Here is a 22086-nt window from a genome sequence, read left to right as displayed (position 1 = left end):
TATTTCCAGTCGATGAAAGACGAAGTTTGTTGACGATGGCACCCCGGTAGTAATGGAAGAATTTGCAGCCTGGCTCCTTGGCAGTGTCTACCAGATTGTTAACAGATACAGCTCTAAAGCGTTTATGGATTGGCAGCTGGATTGGGCTTAGCCGGTGTCGTCCATATTCAACGTGTTTTTTACTCATAACCCGTGCAGGAACGGGCAACTATTGCGCCGGCTGGCCCTGTTTCGCGCTCATGGATATATTTAGTGTTTTTATTGGTATATTTATTACTAAAAATCCTGTTTATTTAACTAAATTTGAATTTACTGTATGTTTTATTGTTAAATTGGTATTTCTGATGTCTCGTGAGATTAGGCCATATGTATGATGATCAGCAACTTCTGCAAAAAATGATTGCAGGTGATGAATTGGCATTTGCCCGCTTATTTGGAAAGTATAAAGGGTTGATTTATCACTTTGTAATGAAGTATGTTAACTCGCCATTACTGGCAGAAGACCTTACGCAGGAAGTATTTATAAAAATATGGGAAAACAGGACTAACCTTTTGGCCGTCACCTCTTTTAAAAGCTATTTATTTACAGTAGCAAAAAATCATACCCTGAATAGCATGAAGGCGGCTTTTCGCTCCGAAGCTGCGCTGGGCCTGGTTGTAAATAGCTTTATTGCGGCCAGAAATAGTACCGAAGATGAATTGATACACCAGGAATACCTTGCATTTTTAAGGCGGATATTAGAAGGCCTGCCGCCAAGAACAAGGGAAATATTTTATATGTGCCGCGAACAGGAAAAAACTTACGACGAAGTAGCACAGGAACTGGGAATTTCAAGGAATGCGGTAAAAAATCATATGGTAGCCTCTATGAAAGCGCTGAGTTTTTCCTTAAAAAAAGAACTTGGTATCTCTTTGACTGTTTTTTTTGCAATAGTATCCCGTTATTAGACATTGGTATTGATCGCCTTTGTCAATTGTTTCTGTTTTCGGCAGGTAATCCTTATTCTATACCTGATTTTTCTGTCGTCGCGCTGTAATTTGGCCACCATTCTCGTCAATATTAACTTTTTTTTAACTTTTTATAAAATTCAGCTACCCTACAGGCGACTTTTCGTTGTCTTAGGCGTAGAAATCTGTTTTTATGGATAAAGATCATTACAAAGAGCTTGTAAAACGGTACCTGGAGAAAAAGTCGACCGACGAAGAATTGGAGGTTTTTTTTCACCTGGCCGAAAAAGGCGAACTCGACCAATACCTTTCGGAATCGATGGACGAAGAATTGGGATCACCGGGAAAAGAGGAGGAAGGTAATAAGGTTAAAAAATTACATCCTGCGAAATTATGGATGCCTATAGCTGCGTCTATATTAATTTTATTATCGCTCGGCTTTTATCTGCTTTTAAATAAACAGGATGTTAAGCAAACTAATATGCAGGTAGCTAATATTCCGCCTGGTGGTAATAAGGCTTTCTTAACCCTTGCAAACGGCAATAAAATTATACTTAACAGTGCCAAAAACGGCAATATAGCTACACAAGGCAATGTAACCGTGCTTAAAGTTGCCGATGGACAACTTAGCTACGCTGCGAAAGGAAAAGAAGATACTGAGGCAGGTTTTAATACGATAACAACCCCCAAAGGCGGTCAATACCAGCTTATTCTGGCAGATGGTACCAAAGTTTGGCTAAACGCAATGTCGTCCCTTCGTTTTCCTGCTGTATTTAAAGGCGTAGAACGGCAGGTGGAATTGACGGGCGAGGCTTACTTTGAAGTGGCCAAAAACAAGGCCATGCCATTTATAGTTAAATCGGGTTTTCAAGCCGTGCGGGTACTGGGTACCCATTTTGATGTAAATGCATATACTGATGAGAGCAGTATTAAAACAACCCTGCTTGAGGGCTCTGTCGAAGTTAGTAACCAATATGCTAAAACCATTATTGCGCCCGGGCAGCAAAGTGTATCCGGAGATCAGGGTGGTTTGCTGAAAAGAGAGGTAGATACTGAAAAAGAAGTAGCCTGGAAAAATGGCATTTTTTCTTTTGACGGCGATGATCTTAAAACAATTATGCGCCAGGTATCACGCTGGTACAATGTTGATGTAAGCTACTCAGGAACCATCTCTGATGAGAAATTTCATGGCGAAATTTCCAGGTTCAGCAATTTAAGTGATGTGTTAAAAATCCTGGAGCTTTACCAGGTACATTTCGAACAAAAAGATAACAACCTTATCGTATCCTATAACCCACATTCAACTAATGATTAAACTAAACCCTAAAACGAAAAATCGCCTATGATAAAATCATACTAAAAACCTCCGCAAAAAGAAAGAAAAGCCGAAAGACGCTAATCTCCCGGCTATCAAAAAGGCAAGCAGTAAACTTTGACCGGTATCCTGCTTAATTATCACCTATTTCTAAATCAAAAGTATGAAATTAAAATTTCTTTACCCTCTTCTTTGCTTATTACGGGGGTTAAAGCAAAAACACGCTATCATCAAACTAACTACAATATTTGTATTCATTTGTGCCTTACACTTATCTGCGGCAACTTTTGCGCAAAATGTAACCATCAAAAGGCATAATGCATCGCTCGAAACTATTTTTAAAGACATTAAAAAACAAACAGGGTATATGTTCTTTTACCCGGAAAAGATCAGCCTGAAACAAACCCAGGACATTGATATCGATAACACCTCCCTGGAAATGGCTCTAACGACCTGTTTAAAAGGACTCGACCTGAATTACACCATTATCAATAAAACCGTTGTGATCAGTCGCAAGGTTCCTGAAAAACGTGCTCCGGGTGCCGCAACAGGCAGCTTTGCCGTTCCTGTAATTATCCAGGGCAAAGTGATCGACTCGGTGGCAAATATTCCGTTAATCGGTGTTAACATCAGTGTAAAAAATAAAGCCCAATACACGCAGACTAACGCCAGCGGCGAGTTTACGTTAAGTGTTTTGCAGGGCGACGTATTGTCATTCTCATATGTTGGTTACCAAACTAAAGAAGTAACCATTAAAAATGGCGGGTATCTAAAGATAAACCTGTTATCTAAAAACAGCACCATTAGCGATGTGGTGATCACCGGTTACCAGGTTATTAAAAAAGACAACTATACAGGTAGTGCCATTGTGATCAAGGGCGACGACTTACAGCGGGTAAACCCTCAAAACCTGATTAAAAGTATAGCGACATTTGATCCTTCGCTAAGAATTGYGGACAATAACCTGCTCGGGTCCGATCCTAACGCTTTGCCAAAGATCACCGTTCGTGGTTCAACCACTTTGCCATCGGTAAATGGCGAAATCATTGATCGAAATAACCTGTCAAGTACCTATAACCTGCCTGTTTTTTTACTTGATGGTTTTGAGGTTTCTTTAGAAAAAGTGGTGGATTTGGATATGAACCGCATCTCGTCGGTAACTATTTTAAAAGATGCTGCTGCCACCGCGGTATACGGTTCAAGGGCGGCAAACGGCGTAATTGTAATTACAACTAAAGCGCCAATACCGGGTAAACTGCAGCTTTCATACAACTACCAGCTTACAGTACAAGCGCCAGACCTTACCGGGTACCACGTATTAAACGCTGCCGACAAACTACAATACGAAAAGCTTGCAGGCTTATATAGTGCTGTGAATAACACGGCATCAAGCCAGGATCAGTTAGATAATGAATATTACAGCAAACTGCGCAATGTAGTAAGTGGGATAAATACCTACTGGTTATCACAACCTCTTATTAATTCATATGGGCATAAACATTCACTATATGCCGAAGGCGGCGATTCAACCTTCAGGTACGGTATCAATTTACGGTATCAAACCAATCCAGGTGTAATGAAAGGGTCGTCACGTAACCAGTATACCGGCGGAATGAGTTTCTTTTACAATCCCAGCCGCAATGTTTTAATAAAAAATGAGGTTACTGTAAGCCAGGTGAACTCTGTTGTATCAAAATACGGCGATTTTTCTACTTACGTAAGTATGAACCCTTACTATCCTATAAAGGATGCAAACGGCAATTACATCAGGGAAATAGCCAATTGGGTGATAGACACCCATTATAATGATCCAGTAAACGGCCAATATAGGAACGAACCTGTTTATAATCCGTTATTTGAAGCCAGCCTGGGTAATTTCAACAAGTCGGCATACCTGGAACTTCTGGATAACATTTCAATCGATTGGAAGATTTTTAAAGGCTTGCGGTTAATTGGTTTAATGAGCGTTACCGATACCAAACAAACCTCAGATGCATTTGTATCGCCCTTAAGCAATAGCTTTTTTTACGGCCCCACTGCCGATATTCAAAACAGGGGCAGTTACGATTACGTGGCTAACAACTCTTTAAAGCTTGACGGTAACTTAAGGTTTGTTTACAATGCGCAACTTGGCGATCATTCCGTAAATGCCACTTTAGGTTCAAATATCACCTCGGCTACTTCAAGTTATAAAGCGTTTGAGGCCCGCGGTTTTTCAAATGACAAATTTACCAACATTGGTTTTGCCCGTACTTATGCGCCCGATGCAGCGCCAGGTGGGAATGATGCCGCAAGCAGGTTGATAGGCTCCTTTTTTAGTGGTAGCTATTCCTTCAAAAACAAGTATTTGTTTGATGCTACGTTCCGCCTTGATGGTTCTTCGGCTTTTGGTTCAAATCAACGTTTTGCACCTTTCTGGGCTACCGGTATTGGTTGGAATATGCATTATGAGGATTTTATTAAAAACAACTTTCCATCTATTTCAAGATTAAAAATAACGGCGTCAACAGGTATTACCGGCTCTGTTGATTTTCCACCATCGTTGTCCAATACCACTTATACTTATCAAACATCAAACTGGTACTCAACAGGTGTTGGCGCAACGGTTAACGGGTATGGGAACTCCGACCTCAAATGGCAAAAAACCAACAATTTTGATTTGTCATTGGAGTTAGGCTTATTTAAAGACCGCATTGTACTTAATCCCCATTACTATTATAAACTTACCAAGGGCTTACTGTCTGATATCAACATTGCACCATCTACAGGTTACAGTACTTATAAAGCCAATTTAGGTGATATGGGCAACCGTGGTTACGAGCTTTATTTAACTGCGAATGCTTACCGGTCAAAAGACTTGAATATCAATATCATCGGCAACTTATCGCACAATACCAATAAAATTGTTAAGATATCTAACGCGTTAAAAGCCTACAATAAAAGTGTCGATGATTACCAGTCAAACGCCAGTAACGGTGTACAGGGTACCCCTTTGTTGCGCTTTGCAGAAGGTCAATCCATCAATACCATTTGGGGTGTAAAATCATTAGGTATCGATCCTGAAAACGGTAAAGAGCTCCTGGTTAAAAGGGATGGCTCCTTAACTTACACTTATGATATTGCCGATACACAACCCATTGGCGATTCTGAACCAAAGGTTGAAGGGTACATAGGCAGCAATATCACCTATAAACAATTCTTGCTGAGTTTTACTTTTCATTACAGATTTGGCGGCCAACAATTTAACCAAACCTTGATTGACAGGGTTGAAAACGCTGATCCTCGTTTTAATGTGGATAGCCGCGCCCTGGCACAAAGGTGGCAGAAACCCGGCGACGTGGCCTTGTATAAAAACATTGCCGATCTGGGTACGTCTTATGCTACCTCGCGCTTTGTGCAAAAGGAAAACACTTTCGATCTTCCTTCTTTCAATCTATCGTACGATATCAAAAAAAGAATTGCCAAAAAGATAGGGATGCAAATGGTTAGGGCTACGCTTACGGTCAACGATGTGTTCCATACATCAAGCATTGAAACGGAGCGGGGTATTACTTACCCTTATGCCCGCAGTTTAACATGTTCAATACAAGCCACATTTTAATAATGACTAACATGAAAAAATATTTATACACCGTAGTGGTTATCATGTTGCTTACATCATGCAAGAAGTTTTTGGATGTTAAGCCGCAGTCACAAATCAATAAGGACGATCTTTTTACTACAGAACAGGGATTTAAAGAGGCCCTAAACGGGGTTTATACACTCTGTGCTTCTTCATCATTATATGGTGGCACCCTAACCTTTACCAATGATATACTATCGCAGAACTACCAGTTTAACAACGTAATTCTGCAATCTACCGCCAATTTTAATTATACCCTTGGCGGTGTGGTATCAAAAAACGACAACACGTGGTCGTCGGCCTATCGTGCAATAGCCAATTGTAATTATATCCTGGCAGCTATTGACGATAAAAAAGGACTGTTTGCCGATAAGGATTACCAATTGATTAAAGGCGAAACCCTGGCATTAAGGGCTTACCTGCATTTTGATATACTCCGCATGTTTGGTCCATCGTATAAAGTGGGGCCAAATATAAAAGCGATACCATACGTTACCACCGTAGGCGTTACCAGTACGCCGTTTTCGACTACTGCCGACGCAATCACGAAGATCATTGCCGACCTTACTGCGGCAAAAACATTGCTGATGTCTGATCCTATCATTTCATCGGCTTATGTAATTGGCTATCCATCAACCGTTGGTAGTACCGAAACAGCAAGTAATGATCTGTTTTTGCAAAACAGGCGTCATCGCCTTAATTATTACGCTGTATGCGGCGAGTTGGCCCGGGTTTATTTGTATAAAAGCGACCAGGTTAACAGCCTTGCCAATGCATTAGAAGTGATCAACGCTAAAAGATTCCCTTTTACAGACCAGGACGATTTTTTTAATAGCGACATTCAGAAAAAGGACAGGATCTTTTATAAAGAGCTAATTGCCGCCTGGTTTATTGACACTAAAGACATTAACGGCCAGCTTCAAAGCCTGTTTACTGTAAGTAACCCGCTTTACAGTGCCACGGTTGACCAGGTTAATGACATTTATCAGGTAGGGCAGGATGGGGCAGAAGATTGGCGCTACAAGCAATGGTTTTTATCAACAGCAGCTGTTACAGGTGGGCCAAACCGCGCTGTGTTGCAAAAATACATCACCAATCTTGATCCCGAACCTAATCTTCATCCATTGGTTGCACCGGCTATTCGCCTAAGTGAAATGTATTATATAGCTGCCGAAGCAAGCTACGACACGGACCCGGTTAAGGCGATAGGCTATTTTAATACCATAAGGGCAAAACGTGGAATAGGCAACACGCTTGTTGATATACCTGGCAAAGATGCGTTCATCGATTTACTGCTTGCCGAAGCCCGTAAAGAGTTTTACGCCGAAAATCAGATGTTTTACATGTATAAACGCCTAAACCATGCGGTAGTGGTGTCATCAACGCAAAACATACAGCCATCAAATGGGGTGTTTATGTTCCCGTTGCCACAAGATGAACAGGCTTACAGAACCAACTAAAAGAAACAGATATGAAAAGAAATATATTATTTGCCTTTCTTATTTGCGCGGCCCTGGCCAGTTGTAAAAAAGAGACTTTAACTACATATAATGCACCTGGTGGCAAGGACAATATTTACCTTGGATATGCCAATACAGATAGCATTGTATATTCATTTGCCTATAACCCAACCCTAAATCAGGATACCGTTTGGGTACCTGTAAAAATATCTGGCAACAGGGTTAACCACTCCCGTAGCTTTGTATTAAGCGTTGATGATGCCAATTCTTCGGCTGTGCGTACCTTGCATTATCAGCCACTAAAACCGTCATATACCATGCCTGCGGATTCGGGCACGATACATGTGCCGGTTATTATTTTAAATGCCGATACCGGGTTGTCTGATTATTCGGTGAAACTGGCTATCCAGGTTTCGGGTGGTACGGATTTTTCTTCGAACCTGCCGCTGGATATCCGCTCCAAGCAAATTGTTTTTTCAAATAGGTTAGAGGAACCCATATGGTGGCCGTATTGGGGCGAGTTAGGCGGTTACAGCAGGGTTAAACACCAGTTATTTTTAATTTCATCTGGCACAACAGACCTGGTACGAAAAGACCCACAGGTGGATCCAAACTACTTCTTATATATCCCACGCGATTTGTACTATATCAACAATATGCATGAGTTTTTGATAGATCCTTTTAATTGGATCAAACAGAATCCGAGCAAAGGATTTGTGCTTACACCAAGGAACAATGGTACGGGCGATTATGATTTTTACAACCAAGCCGCGCCAAATAAAAAGTTCTGGCTCAAATACTTCCCAACGGTTAAACAGCTCATTTTTATGGATGAGAATAAAAATCAGATTCTGATATAACAATTAATTAAAAAGCAATGAAGTACAAAATATTATATATACCTATGGTGATTGCCTTGTTCTTTTGCTCCTGCAAAAAAGATTTAGGTAACTATAAGTATAATCCGCCATCGCAGCCTATTGTGGTTAATTTCACCAACGGCACTTTTAACGCGCTGATTGGCGATACGTTAAAACTTGAACCATATATTCAGTTTGATGGTGCCGATTACCTGAAAGATTTATCCTATCAATGGGATATTTCCGTAGATGAAGATGCCCGTACAGATACCTATACCGGCTATCCTCTTGAAATAGTATATAAACTACCACCGAAGCTGCGTAATGCTAAATTAACGATTACCGATAAACGTAATAGCATCAAATACTTTTTTCCGTTCAAAATTCAGGGTAACACCCAGTTTTCAACGGGTACAACGGTATTGAGTGTTGAAAATGGCGTAACCAAGCTATCCTTTATAAAACCCGACAGATCTGTATTAAGCAATCTTTATTTTTCGCTCATGAGCGAAAATCTGCCGGCCAATCCAATACAGCTGTTTGCCAAACCCTTGGCTTACCAGCCCGGTACAGCCGAAGATTATTGGGTTATTTGCCAGGACCCAACCAAAAATAGCGTGACTATTGATGGTAATACCATGCTCAGGAAAAGGTATTTTAACGAACAATTTTTTGTTGCACCGGCTACCATAACCCCGCAGGGTTTTGAAGCTTCAATGGGCATACCAACGGGGGTTATCAACAATAAACTTTATTTGTCAATTACTTCCACGGCTCCATTTGCACCTGATTTTGGCAAATTCTCAAATCCACAATCAGGAACATATACTTTATCTAAGTTTTTTACACGTACGCCCGGTTACTTTTTTGGGTTCGATTTAACAACCAAAGCCTTTGTTTCTTTTGATGGCGGCGGTAACTATATGGGAGCCGACTATACCGTAAAAGGCAAAGCCTTTAACCCGCTTAACACGGGTATGACCGACCTGGTGTTTATGCAGGCACAGCCGGGCCAGTCTTACGCTTATTTCAGGGATACCGATGGCAAGATCTATGAGCTTTCCTTTTATATCGATATGGACGATTATTCGCAACGGGCTATAGAAACCTATTATAAGCGGGAATTTAAAGCAGAGGCGTATGTAAAAGCCGATACCAAATGGCAAAAATCGGCGGTTGATATCTTCTACTTCACCTCAGATGATAAAATATATCGCTACAATCCTTTAAATCAGGATTTGCGCACTTTGGACGCCGGCATGGGCGGCAAAAAAGTAAGCATGATAAAGCTAAGTGCGGATGGTAATACGCTTACAGCCGGTGTGGCCGGGAGCTTGTATACCCTTGATGTTAGTGTAGGTAAAAACGGTGTTATAGTTAAACAGCTTGATGGCATTCCCGGCTCGCCGGTTGATGTAGTGATCAAGTAAATAAAAAATTAAGATCATGAAATTTTTAAAAAACATATTCTGTGTTTCGGCTGTGCTTTTGCTTTTTTTGGCTGCTTCATGTAAAAAAAATAAACAAACTACCAATGTGATACAAAATGATCCCCCGGGATCACCGCCTAAAACCTGGCAGGAGCACTGGGGAGGGCCGCACACATTTTTGCTGAACCGGGTTTATTTTGATAGCGATGTAGCGGTATACTATGATCCGTCAATGGATAAATCGGTAACCTGGCCTTACAAAACGATGTCAGATACCTGGAAGTATGTTAAAAAAACGTATGGCGCTTTCGGCGATTCGGCCAGACTATACGTGGTTTTACACGGGATATCTACGCCATTTGAAGAAATTCTTGGCGGTGGCCATCCTGCATCTTATTTTGATGAAAGCCATGACTATCGCAATGCCATAGATTGCGGGCTGGGCGATTGGAAATATCCTACAGGCCAGCAAATAGGGATTCCTATTCATGAAACGGGTCACATTGTTTGCGGCGCTAATAATGGGGTAAAAGGTTCTCCGTCGGATGTGTTATGGGGCGATAGTAAGTTTATGGAAATCTACAATTATGATGTGCTCATGAACATTGGCAGGCAGGATGAGGCCGCAAGGGTATATGATCAGCTTAAGGCACAGGTAGATACCTTTCCCCGTGCCGGCTCGCAATGGTTTAAGAATTGGTTTTACCCCATTTATGCAAAATATGGCCATGCTGCTGTGCTTAGCAAATACTTTAAGGTGYTGGCTGCCAACTATCCTAAAATGCCAAACCCACACGGCGCAGAATATACCCAGAATTTAAATTGGGGCGAGTTTGTCCATTTTTGGAGCGGTGCTACCGGCGATAACATGAAAGCCCAGGCAACTTTTGCCTTCGGCTGGACTGATGAGTGGGAGCAGCAATTCAGGCAGACCCAAAAAGATTTTCCTAATGTGAAGTACACGTATTAGATTTTTAATAACAAGAAATTATAACAATGAAAGCCATTAATAATTTGAGCATATTAATATGCCTGGCATGTCTTGCCTTATTAAGCGCCTGTAAAAAAGACTTAGCTAAAAGCACAGGGATAGCTTACGGGGGGGCGCCGCCAAAAACATGGCAGGAGCATTGGGGTGGCCCACATGTTTACCTGTTAAAAAGAGTGTATTATGACGCTGACGATGCCATTTACTATGACGCCAATATGGACACTACGGTTACCTGGCCATACAAAACAATGTCGAAAGTTTGGCAATATGCCAAGAAAACGTATGGTGCTTTTGGCGATTCATCGCGCCTATATGTGGTATTACACGGTATAGTAACCCCTTTTGATGAAGCGTTAGGAGGCGGTCACCCGGCATCGTATTTTGACGCCAGTCACGATTACCGTAATGCTATTGATTGCGGCCTGGGTGATTGGTCGACCCCAACGGGGCAAATTATCGGCATCCCGGTACATGAAACCGGTCACATTATTTGCGGTGCCAACAACGGCGTACAGGGCTCGCCCTCTGATGTGCTTTGGGGCGATAGTAAGTTTATGGAGATATATAACTACGATGTACTGATGAATGTCGGGATGGAGGATGAAGCCGGCCGTGTATTTACGCAAATGCAGTCACAGTATGATAATTTTCCGCGGGCAAACTCGCAGTGGTTTAAAAACTGGTTTTACCCTATTTATACAAAATACGGCCACGCGGCAGTGTTGAGCAAGTATTTCAAGTTGTTGGCTGCAAATTTCCCCAAAAAGAAAAATGCCATCGGCTATGAATACACCCGCAACTTAAACTGGGGCGAGTTTATTCACTTCTGGAGCGGCGCGGCGGGTGTAAACCTAAAAGCGCAAGCTACCCTGGCATTTGGTTGGAGCATGGAGTGGGAGCAGGAGTTTAAAAATGCACAGGAAGATTTTCCTGCTGTAAAATATCCTTATTGAAAACTAAAAATCAGTAATAGTTAGCTTTTGGAAAGGCCGTCAAAAAAGCTCCCGGCAAGCAGTTTCGGTGAGAACGAAATATTGTCGACGGAAAGCGTTGGCGGCCATCCATTAGTTTGTTTAAAAAAAAATCAAAATGAAACATCTAAAACACATAAAAATGAAAAAAGGAATTTTAATGATTCTTACCGCTTTGGCACCATGCCTGGCATCGGCCCAAGCAACCAACAATTTTACAATTACCGGTCATATCGGCACGCTAAACGCGCCAGCCAAAGCTTATCTTGACTATATGGATAACATGGACAATGGTGCAAACCATACCGATTCGGCATTGGTGGTTAACGGTACTTTTAAGTTTACCGGTCATAACTCGGGCTATGCTACTGCACGTATGGCGCTATCTCATGATGGCGGCGGTAAAGACCGGGCTATTTACATGCCAACATCGGACGTGATCTATATTTACTTTGGTAAAGAAAATGTTGAGATCACCTCTAAAGATTCGCTGGCCAATGCTGTTTTCACCGGATCAAAAGTTTATGACGAGTTCCAGGCATACGTAAAAACCACTGGTGGCACGGTAATGCAGTTTGCAAAAGAAGCCAACGCCGAGATCAGCAGCTCGCCGGAATTACAAAACGACCAGGAGTTTGTAAAAGAAGTAGGCGAGCGGTACCATAAAAAAATGGATGAACATTTTGCAAAACAAATCCAGTTTGCCAAAGATCATCCTGATTCTTACTTCGGTCTGGTTGGTTTATCAGAAGGTATAGGAAATAAATTCGATCCTAAAATAGTTAAACCTATTTTCAATGCCCTCAAAAAAGAAAACCAGTTAACAGATGCCGGTAAGGAACTAAAACAACGCATTGAGGCAATGGAAAACATTGTTATTGGCGCGCAGGCCCCGGCATTTACTCAAAATGATGTAAACGGTAAACCGGTTTCTTTAGCCAGCTACAAAGGTAAATATGTGTTGGTAGATTTTTGGGCCAGCTGGTGCTCGCCATGCCGTGCCGAAAACCCTAACCTGGTTGATCAGTATAAAATATACAAAACCAAGGGTTTCGAAATACTCTCGGTATCACTTGATAGCGATCATGGTAAGTGGGTAAATGCCATTGCTGCCGATAATCTTACGTGGACCCACGTATCAGATTTAAAGGGTTGGAACAATGCCGTTGGCCACCTATATGGTGTAAGGGCAGTACCGCAAAACTTTTTACTTGATAAAGATGGTAAAGTAATAGGTGTTAACCTGATAGGAGAAGAACTAAATAAAAAACTGGCCGAAACATTTAAAAACTAATTTAAAACCCAGGCTATACAACAATGCAAGGTTTATGATTTGCTTTGAAAATTGTATACCTGGGTTTTTAACACATACCCGATGTGCAATCTTATAAACAACTAATGAAGAAATTTCATTTCGTTTTCCTGGCAGCTGTGTTGCTAACGCAATATGCCTATGCTCAGCAAAACAAACCCAACAAAACCGAAGAAGCGTTGAAAGCGGGTATTCAAAAAGCTTACCCGGCCTGTGTACGTATGTGGAGTTACGATACATCGGYCAATAAGCGTACCGGCGGGCAGTTTAGCGGGGTTGTGGTGGATAAAGATCGCCATATCCTAACAGCCGCGCATGTTACCTGGCCCGGCCTTACCTATAAAGTAATGTTCCCCGATGGGAGAGAGGCCATTGCTGTAGCTTTAGGTAAGATAGAATTAGCAGCCGATAAAGCCCGCCCCGATGTAGCAATAATGCAGATCGTTACCAAAGGCGACTGGCCATATGCCGATATAGGGAGTTCAACCGCGCTTATCGTATCTGAACCATTAATCAGCATCGCCTATCCCGAAACTTTGAACCAGAACAAACCTACCATAAGATTTGGTCATGTAACCGAAGCGAGAAATAGCCGTGGATTTATCAAATCAACCTGTATGATGGAACCAGGAGATTCTGGAGGCCCGTTGTTTGATCTTTCAGGAAAAGTAGTTGGTTTGCACAGCGCGATAGAAGTTCCTGAAGATGCCAACTACGATGTACCGGTTGATCTTTATAAAAAATATTGGAAAAGCTTAATGCTCCCAACGGTTTATCATGTGTTGCCCGATAGCGTGCTGGTATCTGTTACGCCTGTTAATAAAAACTTGTTTAAAGAGCTTCCCACTGCTAATTCATCAAAACATACCGGTACCTGTGTAGCTATCCGCAGCAGTTTTAATGGTGTTAGCCAACAGGCTTTAGGTGCGCTTTTTTCTGTTGATGGATTGCATTTGAAAAAAATTAAAAGCCATACCATCATTGTAAGTAAAAGTTCCATAGTAGCTGATGCACCGATGGTGATGATAGGCAAAAAAATGGTTGGCGCTACGGTTATTTCCCGTGATAAAGAAAACGACCTTGTACTTTTAGCGCTTGCCGCTGATATTAAGGGAGGAATAAGCTATCAGGCAATACGAAAAGATACATCGTCTGATTTAGCGCCTGGCACCTTTTTGCGCTCGCCGCAGCCCGACACTGCAGACATTACCGGAGTTTTGGGAAGCAAGCTGTTTTTGTTGCCAAAGGTAGTAAATGCAGGTTATCTTGGTGTATTTGTGGGTGATAACAACGCGGCTGCATCTGCTTTATGGATAAAGCCACTTTCGCCCGCGGCCCAAAATGGTTTGCTTGCAAAAGACGAGGTAACCGAAATAAACGGTTTAGCCATACCTACCGCAGGTGATTTTAAAGTTGAGATGCAAAATCACTGGCCGGGAGATACCTTAACGTTAAAGGTAAAAAGAGCAGGCGCTTTGTTCACTAAAACTTTGGCGCTTGGCACTGTCCCCGCGATACATTTTGACCACCCGGCAGAATTGTTTACAGGTGGCAAAAGCGGCAGGAGGGATGGTTTTAAAGAAGTATTTGCGCATGATTCAAGGCTAACTCCCCAAAGGTGCGGTGGACCGGTATTTGATAACTATGGTCGTTTTTATGGTGTTAATATAGGGCGATACAGCAGGGCAGTTAGTATTGCGGTACCATCAAAAACAGTTTGCAAATTTATTGCCGATAAACTTGAGATAGCGTTTTAATGAGCGTCGTTTGGTTGGAAATCAAAATAGCCAGCGGCCTTATTACTGGAAGAAACAAAAAGTGTCGTGCCCGTTGCCGAATATTCACTACCATTGATTCACTCATCTAAAAAATTAATTAAAAGTTTGCCTGAACTGTACCGGCGAAAGCCTGGTCTTGGTTTTAAAAAGTCTGCTGAAGGATTGAGAATGCTCAAAACCTAATTGATAGGCTATTTCACTAATGGTAAGGGTAGTAGTAGAGAGCAATTCTTTAGATCGCCCGATCAACTTTTCATGGATATGCTGCTGTACGTTCAGTCCGGTGAGCGAACGCAGCATATCACTTAAATAGTTGGGTGTATAGTTTAACTGCTCTGCCAGGTATTGTACAGTAGGCAAACCCCGATTGGCTGGCTTATCTTCCTTGAAATAAGCGTCGAGCAATTCTTCCAGTCGCTGTAGCAGATCACTGCTGGCTGCCTGCCGGGTCAGAAATTGTCGTTTGTAAAAGCGCCTGGCGTAACTCAATAGCAATTCTATCTGTGCGATAACTACTTCGTGGCTAAAATCGTCTATCCGATTGCTCAATTCTTCCTGGATAATGGTAAAAACAGAGGAAACGGTACACCTTTCCTGCTCAGAAAGGTGCAGGGCCTCGTTTGAAGCGTAGGAAAAAAATCCATATTGTTTGATCTTAGCCGCGAGCGGATAACCATGGAGGAAATCCTGATGAAAGATCAAAGAATAGCCCTCGTTTCCCTTGTAAATCGCTGTGCTTCCTACAATCTGATTCGGTGCTGTAAAAACCATACCTCCTTCGTCAAAATCATAAAAGCCCTGGCCATATCTGAATTTACCGCCTAATTTATTTATAAAGGAGATCTTGTAAAGCGTTGTTACGTAGCTAACCGGCAGGCGGCTTAGGTTGATCCGTTCATCCCTGGTATCCAGTAAACTGATCAGCGGATGAGCAGGCCCCGGGATACCGAGCAAACGGTGTATTTCCGTTATCGATCCGAGTTTAACAACTTTTGGCATGTCGTTTTTCATGTTGAAAGATAATAATTATGACCGGATGCTGTTTCAGCTTCCGGTCATAATTGATTTGTAAATAAGAATACTTTGGTGCCGAATAAGCGGAATTACCAGGGCAGTGGACCGTCGGGGCCGGTAAAGCCGCCAGTGGGGCCGTCTGTCTCCAGGGCTACCCTAACCGGCTCACGCGACCCGACTTCCAGGCTGTCGGTTCCCTGGAAATTATTCAGTGCAGTAGCTGTATAGCCCGGACTGGTAGCGTTCACTTTGATATTCTCCTTTTCAAGCTCCAGGGCAAAGGCAAGTGTAACCGCGTTAAGTGCAGTTTTAGAGGCAGCATAAACAATACCGAAATGTTCTCTTGCCCAGCAAGCCGGGTCAGCTATCCAGGTGAGTGAACCCAGCCCGCTTGATACATTGACTATGCGTGCAGCCGACGATTTACGCAGCAAAGGTAAAGCAGCCTGTGTTACGGCTATAACGCCGAACACATTGGTTTCCCATACGGTGCGCACTTCGTCCAGCGATACATTAACGGCACGCCCGGTGCTCATTAATTCTTCCGGGTTTTTAGGAGATGTTCCGCCATGTGATATACCTGCGTTATTCACCAGCAGGTCGAGGTGGCCGTGTTCGTTTTCAATGCGCGCTATTGCTGCACTGATGCTTTGTTGTTGCGTAACATCCAACTGTATAGCCTTTGCATTTTGCCCGATAGCAGCGGCTGCTTTCTCCCCGTTTTCGAGTTTACGCGAGCCTACATACACTGCATAACCGTTAGCGGCAAGCGCTTTGACAATTTCGTTACCCACACCCTGGTTGGCGCCGGTCACTAAGGCAACCGGTTTGTTCGCAGATGTTATTTGATCTTCCATAAGATTTTGATTAACTGTTATGAAACAAATGTCTGCGTTTGATTTTATGCAGCTGTAACCGAATCAAGGAGAGTTGTAACCGAAATGAATACTTTTTTACCTGGTTTAGCGAACCGTAATAAGTATACAACTTACCGCAATTTGTGTTATCTGCCGCTACCAATTTACGCTGACCTTTACCTCATCAAATAATTACAACATGAAAAACACAATTTTAATTACCGGTGCAAGCAGCGGTATAGGTAAAGCCACAGCTATATTGTTTAAGGAAAAAGGTTGGAATGTGATAGCTACCATGAGAAATCCCGAAGGTGAATCAGAACTTAAAGACCTGGATAATGTGGTGCTGACCAGGCTGGACGTTCTTGATCTTGATAGTATTGAACTTGCAATAACTGAAGGTATTAAACAATTCGGAAAGATTGACGTCATTGTCAATAACGCAGGGTATGGCGCATTCGGACCGTTGGAAGCATTTTCAAGGGAAAATATTACCCGCCAGTTTAATACCAATGTGATAGGGCTTTTGGATGTAACCCGTTCGATATTGCCTCACTTTCGCAGCAATAGAAGCGGCGTAATCGTCAATATATCGTCTATCGGCGGCAAGATGGCTTTCCCCTTGGGCGCATTATATCACGGCACCAAGTTTGCCGTAGAGGGGATATCAGAGGCCATGAGCTATGAACTGGAACAATTCGGTGCGAAAATTAAGATCGTTGAACCTGGCGCCATCGCTACAGATTTTGCCGGCCGTTCGCTTGACTTCAGTAACGATGAATCGTTGACTGAATACAAAGGTATTGTGGAGAAAGTAAACGAAGGAATGCCTGCCTTCTTTGAGAACGCTTCTCCTGCCCGCGTAGTTGCCGAAGTTATTTACGAAGCAGCAACAGATGGCACCAATAAGCTGCGATACACAGCAGGAGAAGATGCAAAAGAAATCGTTGCCCAACGCAAGGAAGCTGACGATCAAACTTTCTTGCAGGGAATCAAAGGCTTGTTTAAACTTGATTAGTATAAGGCACACAGGGTTGCTGCAATGCTGCGGCCCTGTGTTATTGCCAAAAATCACTTAACTTTAAAGCTAATAGTCAATACGCCATGAGCATATCGCTTCATTTTTCCGGGATAACCGACGTTTATAAGTTCTTTAACTTAGATCAGACGCTTAAACATCCACTTGTTGCTGTGATCGACTTTAGCAATGTTGATGAGCAGGTGGCAGAAGATACCAGGATTTCCGGCGATTACTACTGCTTATTGTTTAAGCGGTATGATGGCAATAATGTAAAATACGGGCGTAAGGTTGTTGATTTCAATAACGGCAGCCTGATGTGTATGGCACCGAACCAGGTATTGGATCTGGAAGCCGACACTGGTGCATACACCGAAAAGGAAGGCTGGGGCGTGTTTTTTCATCCCGACCTGATCAGAGGAACCGGTCTTCATAATAAAATGAAAGACTATAGCTTTTTCTCTTATGAAGTGTGGGAGGCGCTTCACATGTCTGAAAAAGAGAAACGCATCTTTTATGATTGCGTGCAGAAACTGGACAATGAATTACAAGAGAATATAGATACGCATAGCCAATCCGTCATTGTTTCCCATATCGAGCTGCTTTTAAATTATTGCTCACGCTTCTACGGGCGACAATTTATTACAAGAAAAAGTGCGAATAGTTCGGTCGTTATGCAAGTGGAAAAAATACTACGCGATTATTTTAGCAAGGCCGAACTTAAAGAGCTAGGCTTACCAAGTGTAAAAAACCTGGCAGATAAAGTCAATTTATCGCCGGGTTATCTGAGCGATCTACTTAAAAAAGAAACGGGGAAGAATGCGCAGGACCATATCCACTATTATTTAATCGAAGAAGCCAAGAACATCCTGATCAGTACGGATAAGTCAGTTGGTGAAGTTGCTTACTTGCTTGGCTTTGAATATCCCCAATATTTTAATAAGCTATTTAAACAAAAGACAGGTAGAACACCTGTTGAGTATCGCAACCTGAACTAAGCCATTCCGATCACAATTTGCCAAACGATTCGCGATCGAAATGGTGCAGCCGGAAGCTGCGGGTTTATGCTTTCAGGTTTTGATCCTGGTCAATTTCTCTTTCCTGAACGAACCCGGCTGAGTGTCTCCTGCGTGATTTCCAGGAAGGACGCGATTTGACCGAGCGAGGCCTGCCGGGTGATTTTCGGAAGTTGTTTCAACAGCAGGCTGTACCGGTCCGCGGGCCTCCTGGTGCGGAGCAGGATGCCCCGTTCCTCCGATAGGATGTAATACTTTTCGGTTAATAGCCGGCCGTGATAATTATATTCCGGAAACTCAGTGTAAATGGTCTGTAGCTGGCCCCAGGTCATGGACAGTAAAACTGAGGATTCGAGTAATTCGATATTTTCTGCTGCCGGTTGCTGGGTATAAAAGCTGCGAACCGAGATCATTAGGTCCCCGGGTCCCATAAACCACGTGGTATGCTCCCGGCCGTCAGCATCCAGGTAGAAAGCCCTGGCGAAACCTTTACAGATAAAAAATATATGGCGCGAAATCTCGCCTTCGCACAGTAACCTGTGCTTTTTAGGATACGTTTTGATGACGATAAAATCCTCAAAACGCCTGCGCAGCGCACCTGAGAGCGGGGCAATAAAGGCCATGATCCGGAAAAAAGCTTCCAGGTCCGAAAGCTCATTTGAATCTTCCATACGATTTTGATTTAATTCAAACCGCCTGAACTTTATAGAAATCAGCTTTTGATTAACAGATAACAATTAAAAGTTAACTATTTATCCGCGAAAATATTGCGTTGCACTTTAGAAAGCTGTCGTATCTTCTTACCGGCAATCTGTAATTGCTGGTAGTGGATAGTACTGATAAATTTAACCTGCTCCAGGTATGCATTGGTTTCCCTCGGCTCCGGAACTTTGATCTTCAGAACTTGGCTACCCTTGTTTAGTTGTTGACCTTTACATAATGCTTTAAGCCAAAAAGTATCTTATGCCTGTTAACAGCCACGGCAAGGCATACATTCGTGATACCGCCTTTTGCCTTTTTTTGATGGTGAAATGCACATCAAATGCCTGCGATGTCTTCATCCTTTTACAGTTTTTATTGAATTAATGATTAATTACATCCTGAAACCCTCAGTTTTCAGGCCGCAAAAAGGAGCAAGAAAGATTTGGATGCAGTCTTTTTAAGTCTTTTTTGATCTGTATTTCAAGACTTAATTAACTGTTTAGCAGTTCGTTAATCCATAAATGCGCCTAAAATTAAAAACAAATTCTTGAGGGCTGAAAAGCTCTAAATCAGCGATTTAGAGGGTTTTTACACTGCGAAAAATCGCATTTTGTGCGCCCACCTGGCTTAGGTGGACTTGCCTGTATATTATTGATAATCAATATCTTCTGAATGGATTTACCGGCTATGGTAGCCAGTATGGTCTCCGAGCCCTTGTGGCTTACACAAAAATAACAAAAAACTCTGGAAGACAGAAAATTAAAAAAAATGGGTTCCTGGTTCGAGCCCGGCCAGGGCTACATAACTTGAACGGTCATTCCGAAATCCTTTAAATGTATAAGTGATCAGTTGAAAGGTATAAATGAGGTTGCCGCCGTAACCTGACATTTGCTTTAGAAATTAAAAATTTAAAGCAATGAAAAAGACAGTATTAATAACAGGCGCTTCTTCAGGATTTGGAAGAGTGACAGCAAAATTATTTCATACCCATGGCTGGAACGTAATAGCCACCATGCGTTCGCCCGAAAAGGAAACAGAACTGGGCGCGCTGGGCAACGTATTTATTACCAAACTGGATGTTACAAATAAGCTAAGCATACAGAATGCGGTAGCTGCCGGTATCGAAAAATTTGGCCAGATCGATGTACTGGTAAACAACGCGGGTTATGGCGCCATGGGCGCTTTAGAAGCCGCCAGCGAAGAAGAAATAAAAAAACAATTCGATGTTAACCTTTTTGGTTTGATAGCCGTAACACAGGCCGTATTGCCAGGCATGCGCCAGCAAAAATCAGGTACTATCATTAGCGTTTCTTCCATAGGCGGCAGGGTTACCTTCCCGTTCTGCTCACTTTATCATGCGACCAAGTTCGCGGTAGAAGGCTTGACCGAATCCATGCAATACGAATTAAAYCCGCTAGGTATCAGTTTAAAAATAGTTGAACCGGGTGGTTATAAAACAGAGTTTGCCGGCAGGTCAATGTCGCTTTTTGGCGTTAATGACGTTGCCGATTATCAATCTGATTTTGATAAATTCATGGCTATGATAGAAGCGTGGCCCATGTCTGAAAATATTGGTGAAGTAGCCGAAGCCATTTTTGAGGCTGCGACTGACGGAACCGAAAAATTGCGTTACCCTGTAGGCCACGATGCCGCGCCGATAATACAAGCCAGGCATGATATGGACGATGCCGGTTTTAAAAAGATGATAGTTGCGCAAATGGGCATTTAAAAATGATTTGGCTGCCCGTTTCGGGCAGCCAGTTTTATAGTAACTTTATATCAATTAAAATGATGCCCGATAAATATATAGATCTTCAGTCTATCAGCGACCTGCACAGGCTGGTACGGTACACTCCGCCGAAGCATCCGCTGATCAGTGTGATAGACCATACCGATTTTTATGCCAAATATCCCAGGGAAAGGGATGCTTTTTACCGTTTTGGTTTTTATACTATTTCGTGCAAAAAGTTTGAAGGTTTGTTAAAGTATGGCAAGGGCTATTACGACTTCAGTGAAGGATCCTTATTATTTACCGCGCCGGGGCAGGTTTTAGCCCCCGGTCCGGACGTTAAGGTGGAGGAAGGCTGGGCGCTGTTTATCCATCCCGACCTGATGCATGGCACCGACCTGGGCAGGAAGATACACCAGTACACCTTTTTTAATTATGAGACCAACGAGGCCCTGCATATTTCGGAAGAAGAAAAGCTGGTGATTAAAGATTGTGTGGCCAAGATCGAAAAAGAATATTCGCAAAATATAGACAAGCATTCGCAGGGCCTTATCGTCAGCAATATCGAGCTACTACTGAATTATTGTAACCGCTTTTACGACCGGCAATTTTATACCAGGGCAAAAGTTAATTCAGACGTGGTGCAACAGTTTGAAAAAATGTTAAAAGATCATTTTTTGCAAAACACCCTGATTGAAACCGGGCTGCCAAGTGTTAAATATTTTGCTTCGCGCCTTAACCTCTCGCCTAACTACCTGTCCGACCTTTTAAACAAATTTACGGGCAAAACCACGCAAGAACATATCCACCTGGAATTAATAGATAAAGCGAAAACTTTGTTATGGGGTACCAACAACTCTATTAGCGAGATTGCGTACGAACTTGGTTTTGAGCACCCATCGCACTTTACAAAAATATTTAAATCAAAGACAGGGAAATCGCCAAGCGAATACAGGCTCCTGAATTAGTGGTTAACTATTTTCGCTAACGAGATTATGGTTAACACCTTTTATTCATCCTGCTTGTTTAAATGGAGACAAAAGGGTTATAAATATTAACGATT

17 protein-coding genes are annotated in these 22086 nt (G+C 42.5%); 14 read left to right on the top strand and 3 right to left on the bottom strand.

All coding sequences use genetic code 11. The annotated features are described in order from the left end of the window. Positions 1-351 precede the first annotated feature (351 nt). From AC1DV1_RS23865 to AC1DV1_RS23820, 10 genes are all read left to right on the top strand, one after another. Positions 352-948, top strand: a complete 597-nt coding sequence (locus AC1DV1_RS23865) for an RNA polymerase sigma factor (RefSeq protein WP_477364576.1) — start codon at positions 352-354, stop codon at positions 946-948. Between the two features lie 193 nt (positions 949-1141). Continuing rightward, positions 1142-2263 (top strand): FecR family protein, encoded by a 1122-nt coding sequence (locus tag AC1DV1_RS23860; protein WP_477364573.1) that lies wholly within the window; start codon positions 1142-1144, stop codon positions 2261-2263. 163 nt (positions 2264-2426) lie between these two features. After that, entirely contained in the window at positions 2427-5864 is a 3438-nt protein-coding gene (locus AC1DV1_RS23855) for a SusC/RagA family TonB-linked outer membrane protein (protein WP_477364570.1), read from the top strand. 11 nt (positions 5865-5875) lie between these two features. Further along, the gene (locus tag AC1DV1_RS23850; RefSeq protein ID WP_477364567.1) at positions 5876-7345 is read left to right on the top strand and encodes a RagB/SusD family nutrient uptake outer membrane protein; all 1470 of its coding nucleotides are present in this window, start codon (positions 5876-5878) and stop codon (positions 7343-7345) included. An 11-nt stretch (positions 7346-7356) separates the two neighbouring features. Beyond that, a complete protein-coding gene (locus tag AC1DV1_RS23845; RefSeq protein ID WP_477364564.1) occupies positions 7357-8205 on the top strand; it encodes a DUF4843 domain-containing protein in 849 nt (282 codons plus the stop codon). A gap of 17 nt (positions 8206-8222) precedes the next feature. Then, positions 8223-9635 carry a PKD-like family lipoprotein gene (locus AC1DV1_RS23840; RefSeq protein WP_477364561.1) on the top strand — a complete coding sequence of 471 codons (1413 nt, stop codon included), beginning with the start codon at positions 8223-8225 and terminating at the stop codon, positions 9633-9635. A gap of 16 nt (positions 9636-9651) precedes the next feature. Next, positions 9652-10605 (top strand): hypothetical protein, encoded by a 954-nt coding sequence (locus AC1DV1_RS23835; protein ID WP_477364558.1) that lies wholly within the window; start codon positions 9652-9654, stop codon positions 10603-10605. Positions 10606-10631: 26 nt separating this feature from the next. Continuing rightward, the gene (locus tag AC1DV1_RS23830) at positions 10632-11579 is read left to right on the top strand and encodes a hypothetical protein (RefSeq protein ID WP_477364555.1); all 948 of its coding nucleotides are present in this window, start codon (positions 10632-10634) and stop codon (positions 11577-11579) included. A 160-nt stretch (positions 11580-11739) separates the two neighbouring features. Continuing rightward, positions 11740-12891, top strand: a complete 1152-nt coding sequence (locus AC1DV1_RS23825; RefSeq protein WP_477364552.1) for a redoxin domain-containing protein — start codon at positions 11740-11742, stop codon at positions 12889-12891. Between the two features lie 104 nt (positions 12892-12995). Beyond that, positions 12996-14666, top strand: coding sequence for a trypsin-like peptidase domain-containing protein (locus tag AC1DV1_RS23820; protein ID WP_477364549.1), 1671 nt, complete (start codon positions 12996-12998; stop codon positions 14664-14666). A gap of 114 nt (positions 14667-14780) precedes the next feature. Here AC1DV1_RS23820 and AC1DV1_RS23815 read toward each other — a convergent pair whose 3' ends face one another. Together AC1DV1_RS23815 and AC1DV1_RS23810 are read right to left on the bottom strand one after the other, a co-directional pair. After that, on the bottom strand, positions 14781-15698 hold the full coding sequence (locus tag AC1DV1_RS23815) for a helix-turn-helix domain-containing protein (RefSeq protein WP_477364546.1): 918 nt from the start codon (positions 15696-15698) through the stop codon (positions 14781-14783). A gap of 92 nt (positions 15699-15790) precedes the next feature. After that, complete coding sequence (locus AC1DV1_RS23810; protein ID WP_477364543.1) at positions 15791-16558, bottom strand: SDR family NAD(P)-dependent oxidoreductase; 768 nt, start codon at positions 16556-16558, stop codon at positions 15791-15793. 199 nt (positions 16559-16757) lie between these two features. Between AC1DV1_RS23810 and AC1DV1_RS23805 the strand changes: the two genes are divergently transcribed. Both AC1DV1_RS23805 and AC1DV1_RS23800 read left to right on the top strand, forming a co-directional pair. Next, the gene (locus AC1DV1_RS23805) at positions 16758-17576 is read left to right on the top strand and encodes an SDR family oxidoreductase (RefSeq protein WP_477364540.1); all 819 of its coding nucleotides are present in this window, start codon (positions 16758-16760) and stop codon (positions 17574-17576) included. 86 nt (positions 17577-17662) lie between these two features. After that, positions 17663-18574 carry a helix-turn-helix domain-containing protein gene (locus AC1DV1_RS23800; protein ID WP_477364537.1) on the top strand — a complete coding sequence of 304 codons (912 nt, stop codon included), beginning with the start codon at positions 17663-17665 and terminating at the stop codon, positions 18572-18574. Between the two features lie 89 nt (positions 18575-18663). Here AC1DV1_RS23800 and AC1DV1_RS23795 read toward each other — a convergent pair whose 3' ends face one another. Next, positions 18664-19263: a Crp/Fnr family transcriptional regulator gene (locus AC1DV1_RS23795; protein WP_477364534.1), complete on the bottom strand. Its 600-nt coding sequence runs from the start codon at positions 19261-19263 to the stop codon at positions 18664-18666. 947 nt (positions 19264-20210) lie between these two features. Between AC1DV1_RS23795 and AC1DV1_RS23790 the strand changes: the two genes are divergently transcribed. Both AC1DV1_RS23790 and AC1DV1_RS23785 read left to right on the top strand, forming a co-directional pair. Further along, on the top strand, positions 20211-21023 hold the full coding sequence (locus AC1DV1_RS23790; protein WP_477364531.1) for an SDR family oxidoreductase: 813 nt from the start codon (positions 20211-20213) through the stop codon (positions 21021-21023). A 2-nt stretch (positions 21024-21025) separates the two neighbouring features. Next, on the top strand, positions 21026-21991 hold the full coding sequence (locus tag AC1DV1_RS23785) for a helix-turn-helix domain-containing protein (protein WP_477364528.1): 966 nt from the start codon (positions 21026-21028) through the stop codon (positions 21989-21991). Positions 21992-22086: the final 95 nt, after the last annotated feature.

It is taken from the genome of Mucilaginibacter sp. P4_D1, from assembly GCF_056401935.1.
Note: the sequence above shows the minus strand (reverse complement) of the source record. Positions and strands in the feature narration are given on the sequence as shown.

Coding starts and splice junctions, on each gene's coding strand:
- AC1DV1_RS23860 (WP_477364573.1), top strand. CDS start 1,142: ATGGATAAAGATCATTACAAAGAGCTTGTAAAACGGTACCTGGAGAAA.
- AC1DV1_RS23850 (WP_477364567.1), top strand. CDS start 5,876: ATGAAAAAATATTTATACACCGTAGTGGTTATCATGTTGCTTACATCA.
- AC1DV1_RS23845 (WP_477364564.1), top strand. CDS start 7,357: ATGAAAAGAAATATATTATTTGCCTTTCTTATTTGCGCGGCCCTGGCC.
- AC1DV1_RS23840 (WP_477364561.1), top strand. CDS start 8,223: ATGAAGTACAAAATATTATATATACCTATGGTGATTGCCTTGTTCTTT.
- AC1DV1_RS23830 (WP_477364555.1), top strand. CDS start 10,632: ATGAAAGCCATTAATAATTTGAGCATATTAATATGCCTGGCATGTCTT.
- AC1DV1_RS23825 (WP_477364552.1), top strand. CDS start 11,740: ATGAAAAAAGGAATTTTAATGATTCTTACCGCTTTGGCACCATGCCTG.
- AC1DV1_RS23815 (WP_477364546.1), bottom strand. CDS start 15,698: ATGAAAAACGACATGCCAAAAGTTGTTAAACTCGGATCGATAACGGAA.
- AC1DV1_RS23810 (WP_477364543.1), bottom strand. CDS start 16,558: ATGGAAGATCAAATAACATCTGCGAACAAACCGGTTGCCTTAGTGACC.
- AC1DV1_RS23805 (WP_477364540.1), top strand. CDS start 16,758: ATGAAAAACACAATTTTAATTACCGGTGCAAGCAGCGGTATAGGTAAA.
- AC1DV1_RS23800 (WP_477364537.1), top strand. CDS start 17,663: ATGAGCATATCGCTTCATTTTTCCGGGATAACCGACGTTTATAAGTTC.
- AC1DV1_RS23795 (WP_477364534.1), bottom strand. CDS start 19,263: ATGGAAGATTCAAATGAGCTTTCGGACCTGGAAGCTTTTTTCCGGATC.
- AC1DV1_RS23785 (WP_477364528.1), top strand. CDS start 21,026: ATGATTTGGCTGCCCGTTTCGGGCAGCCAGTTTTATAGTAACTTTATA.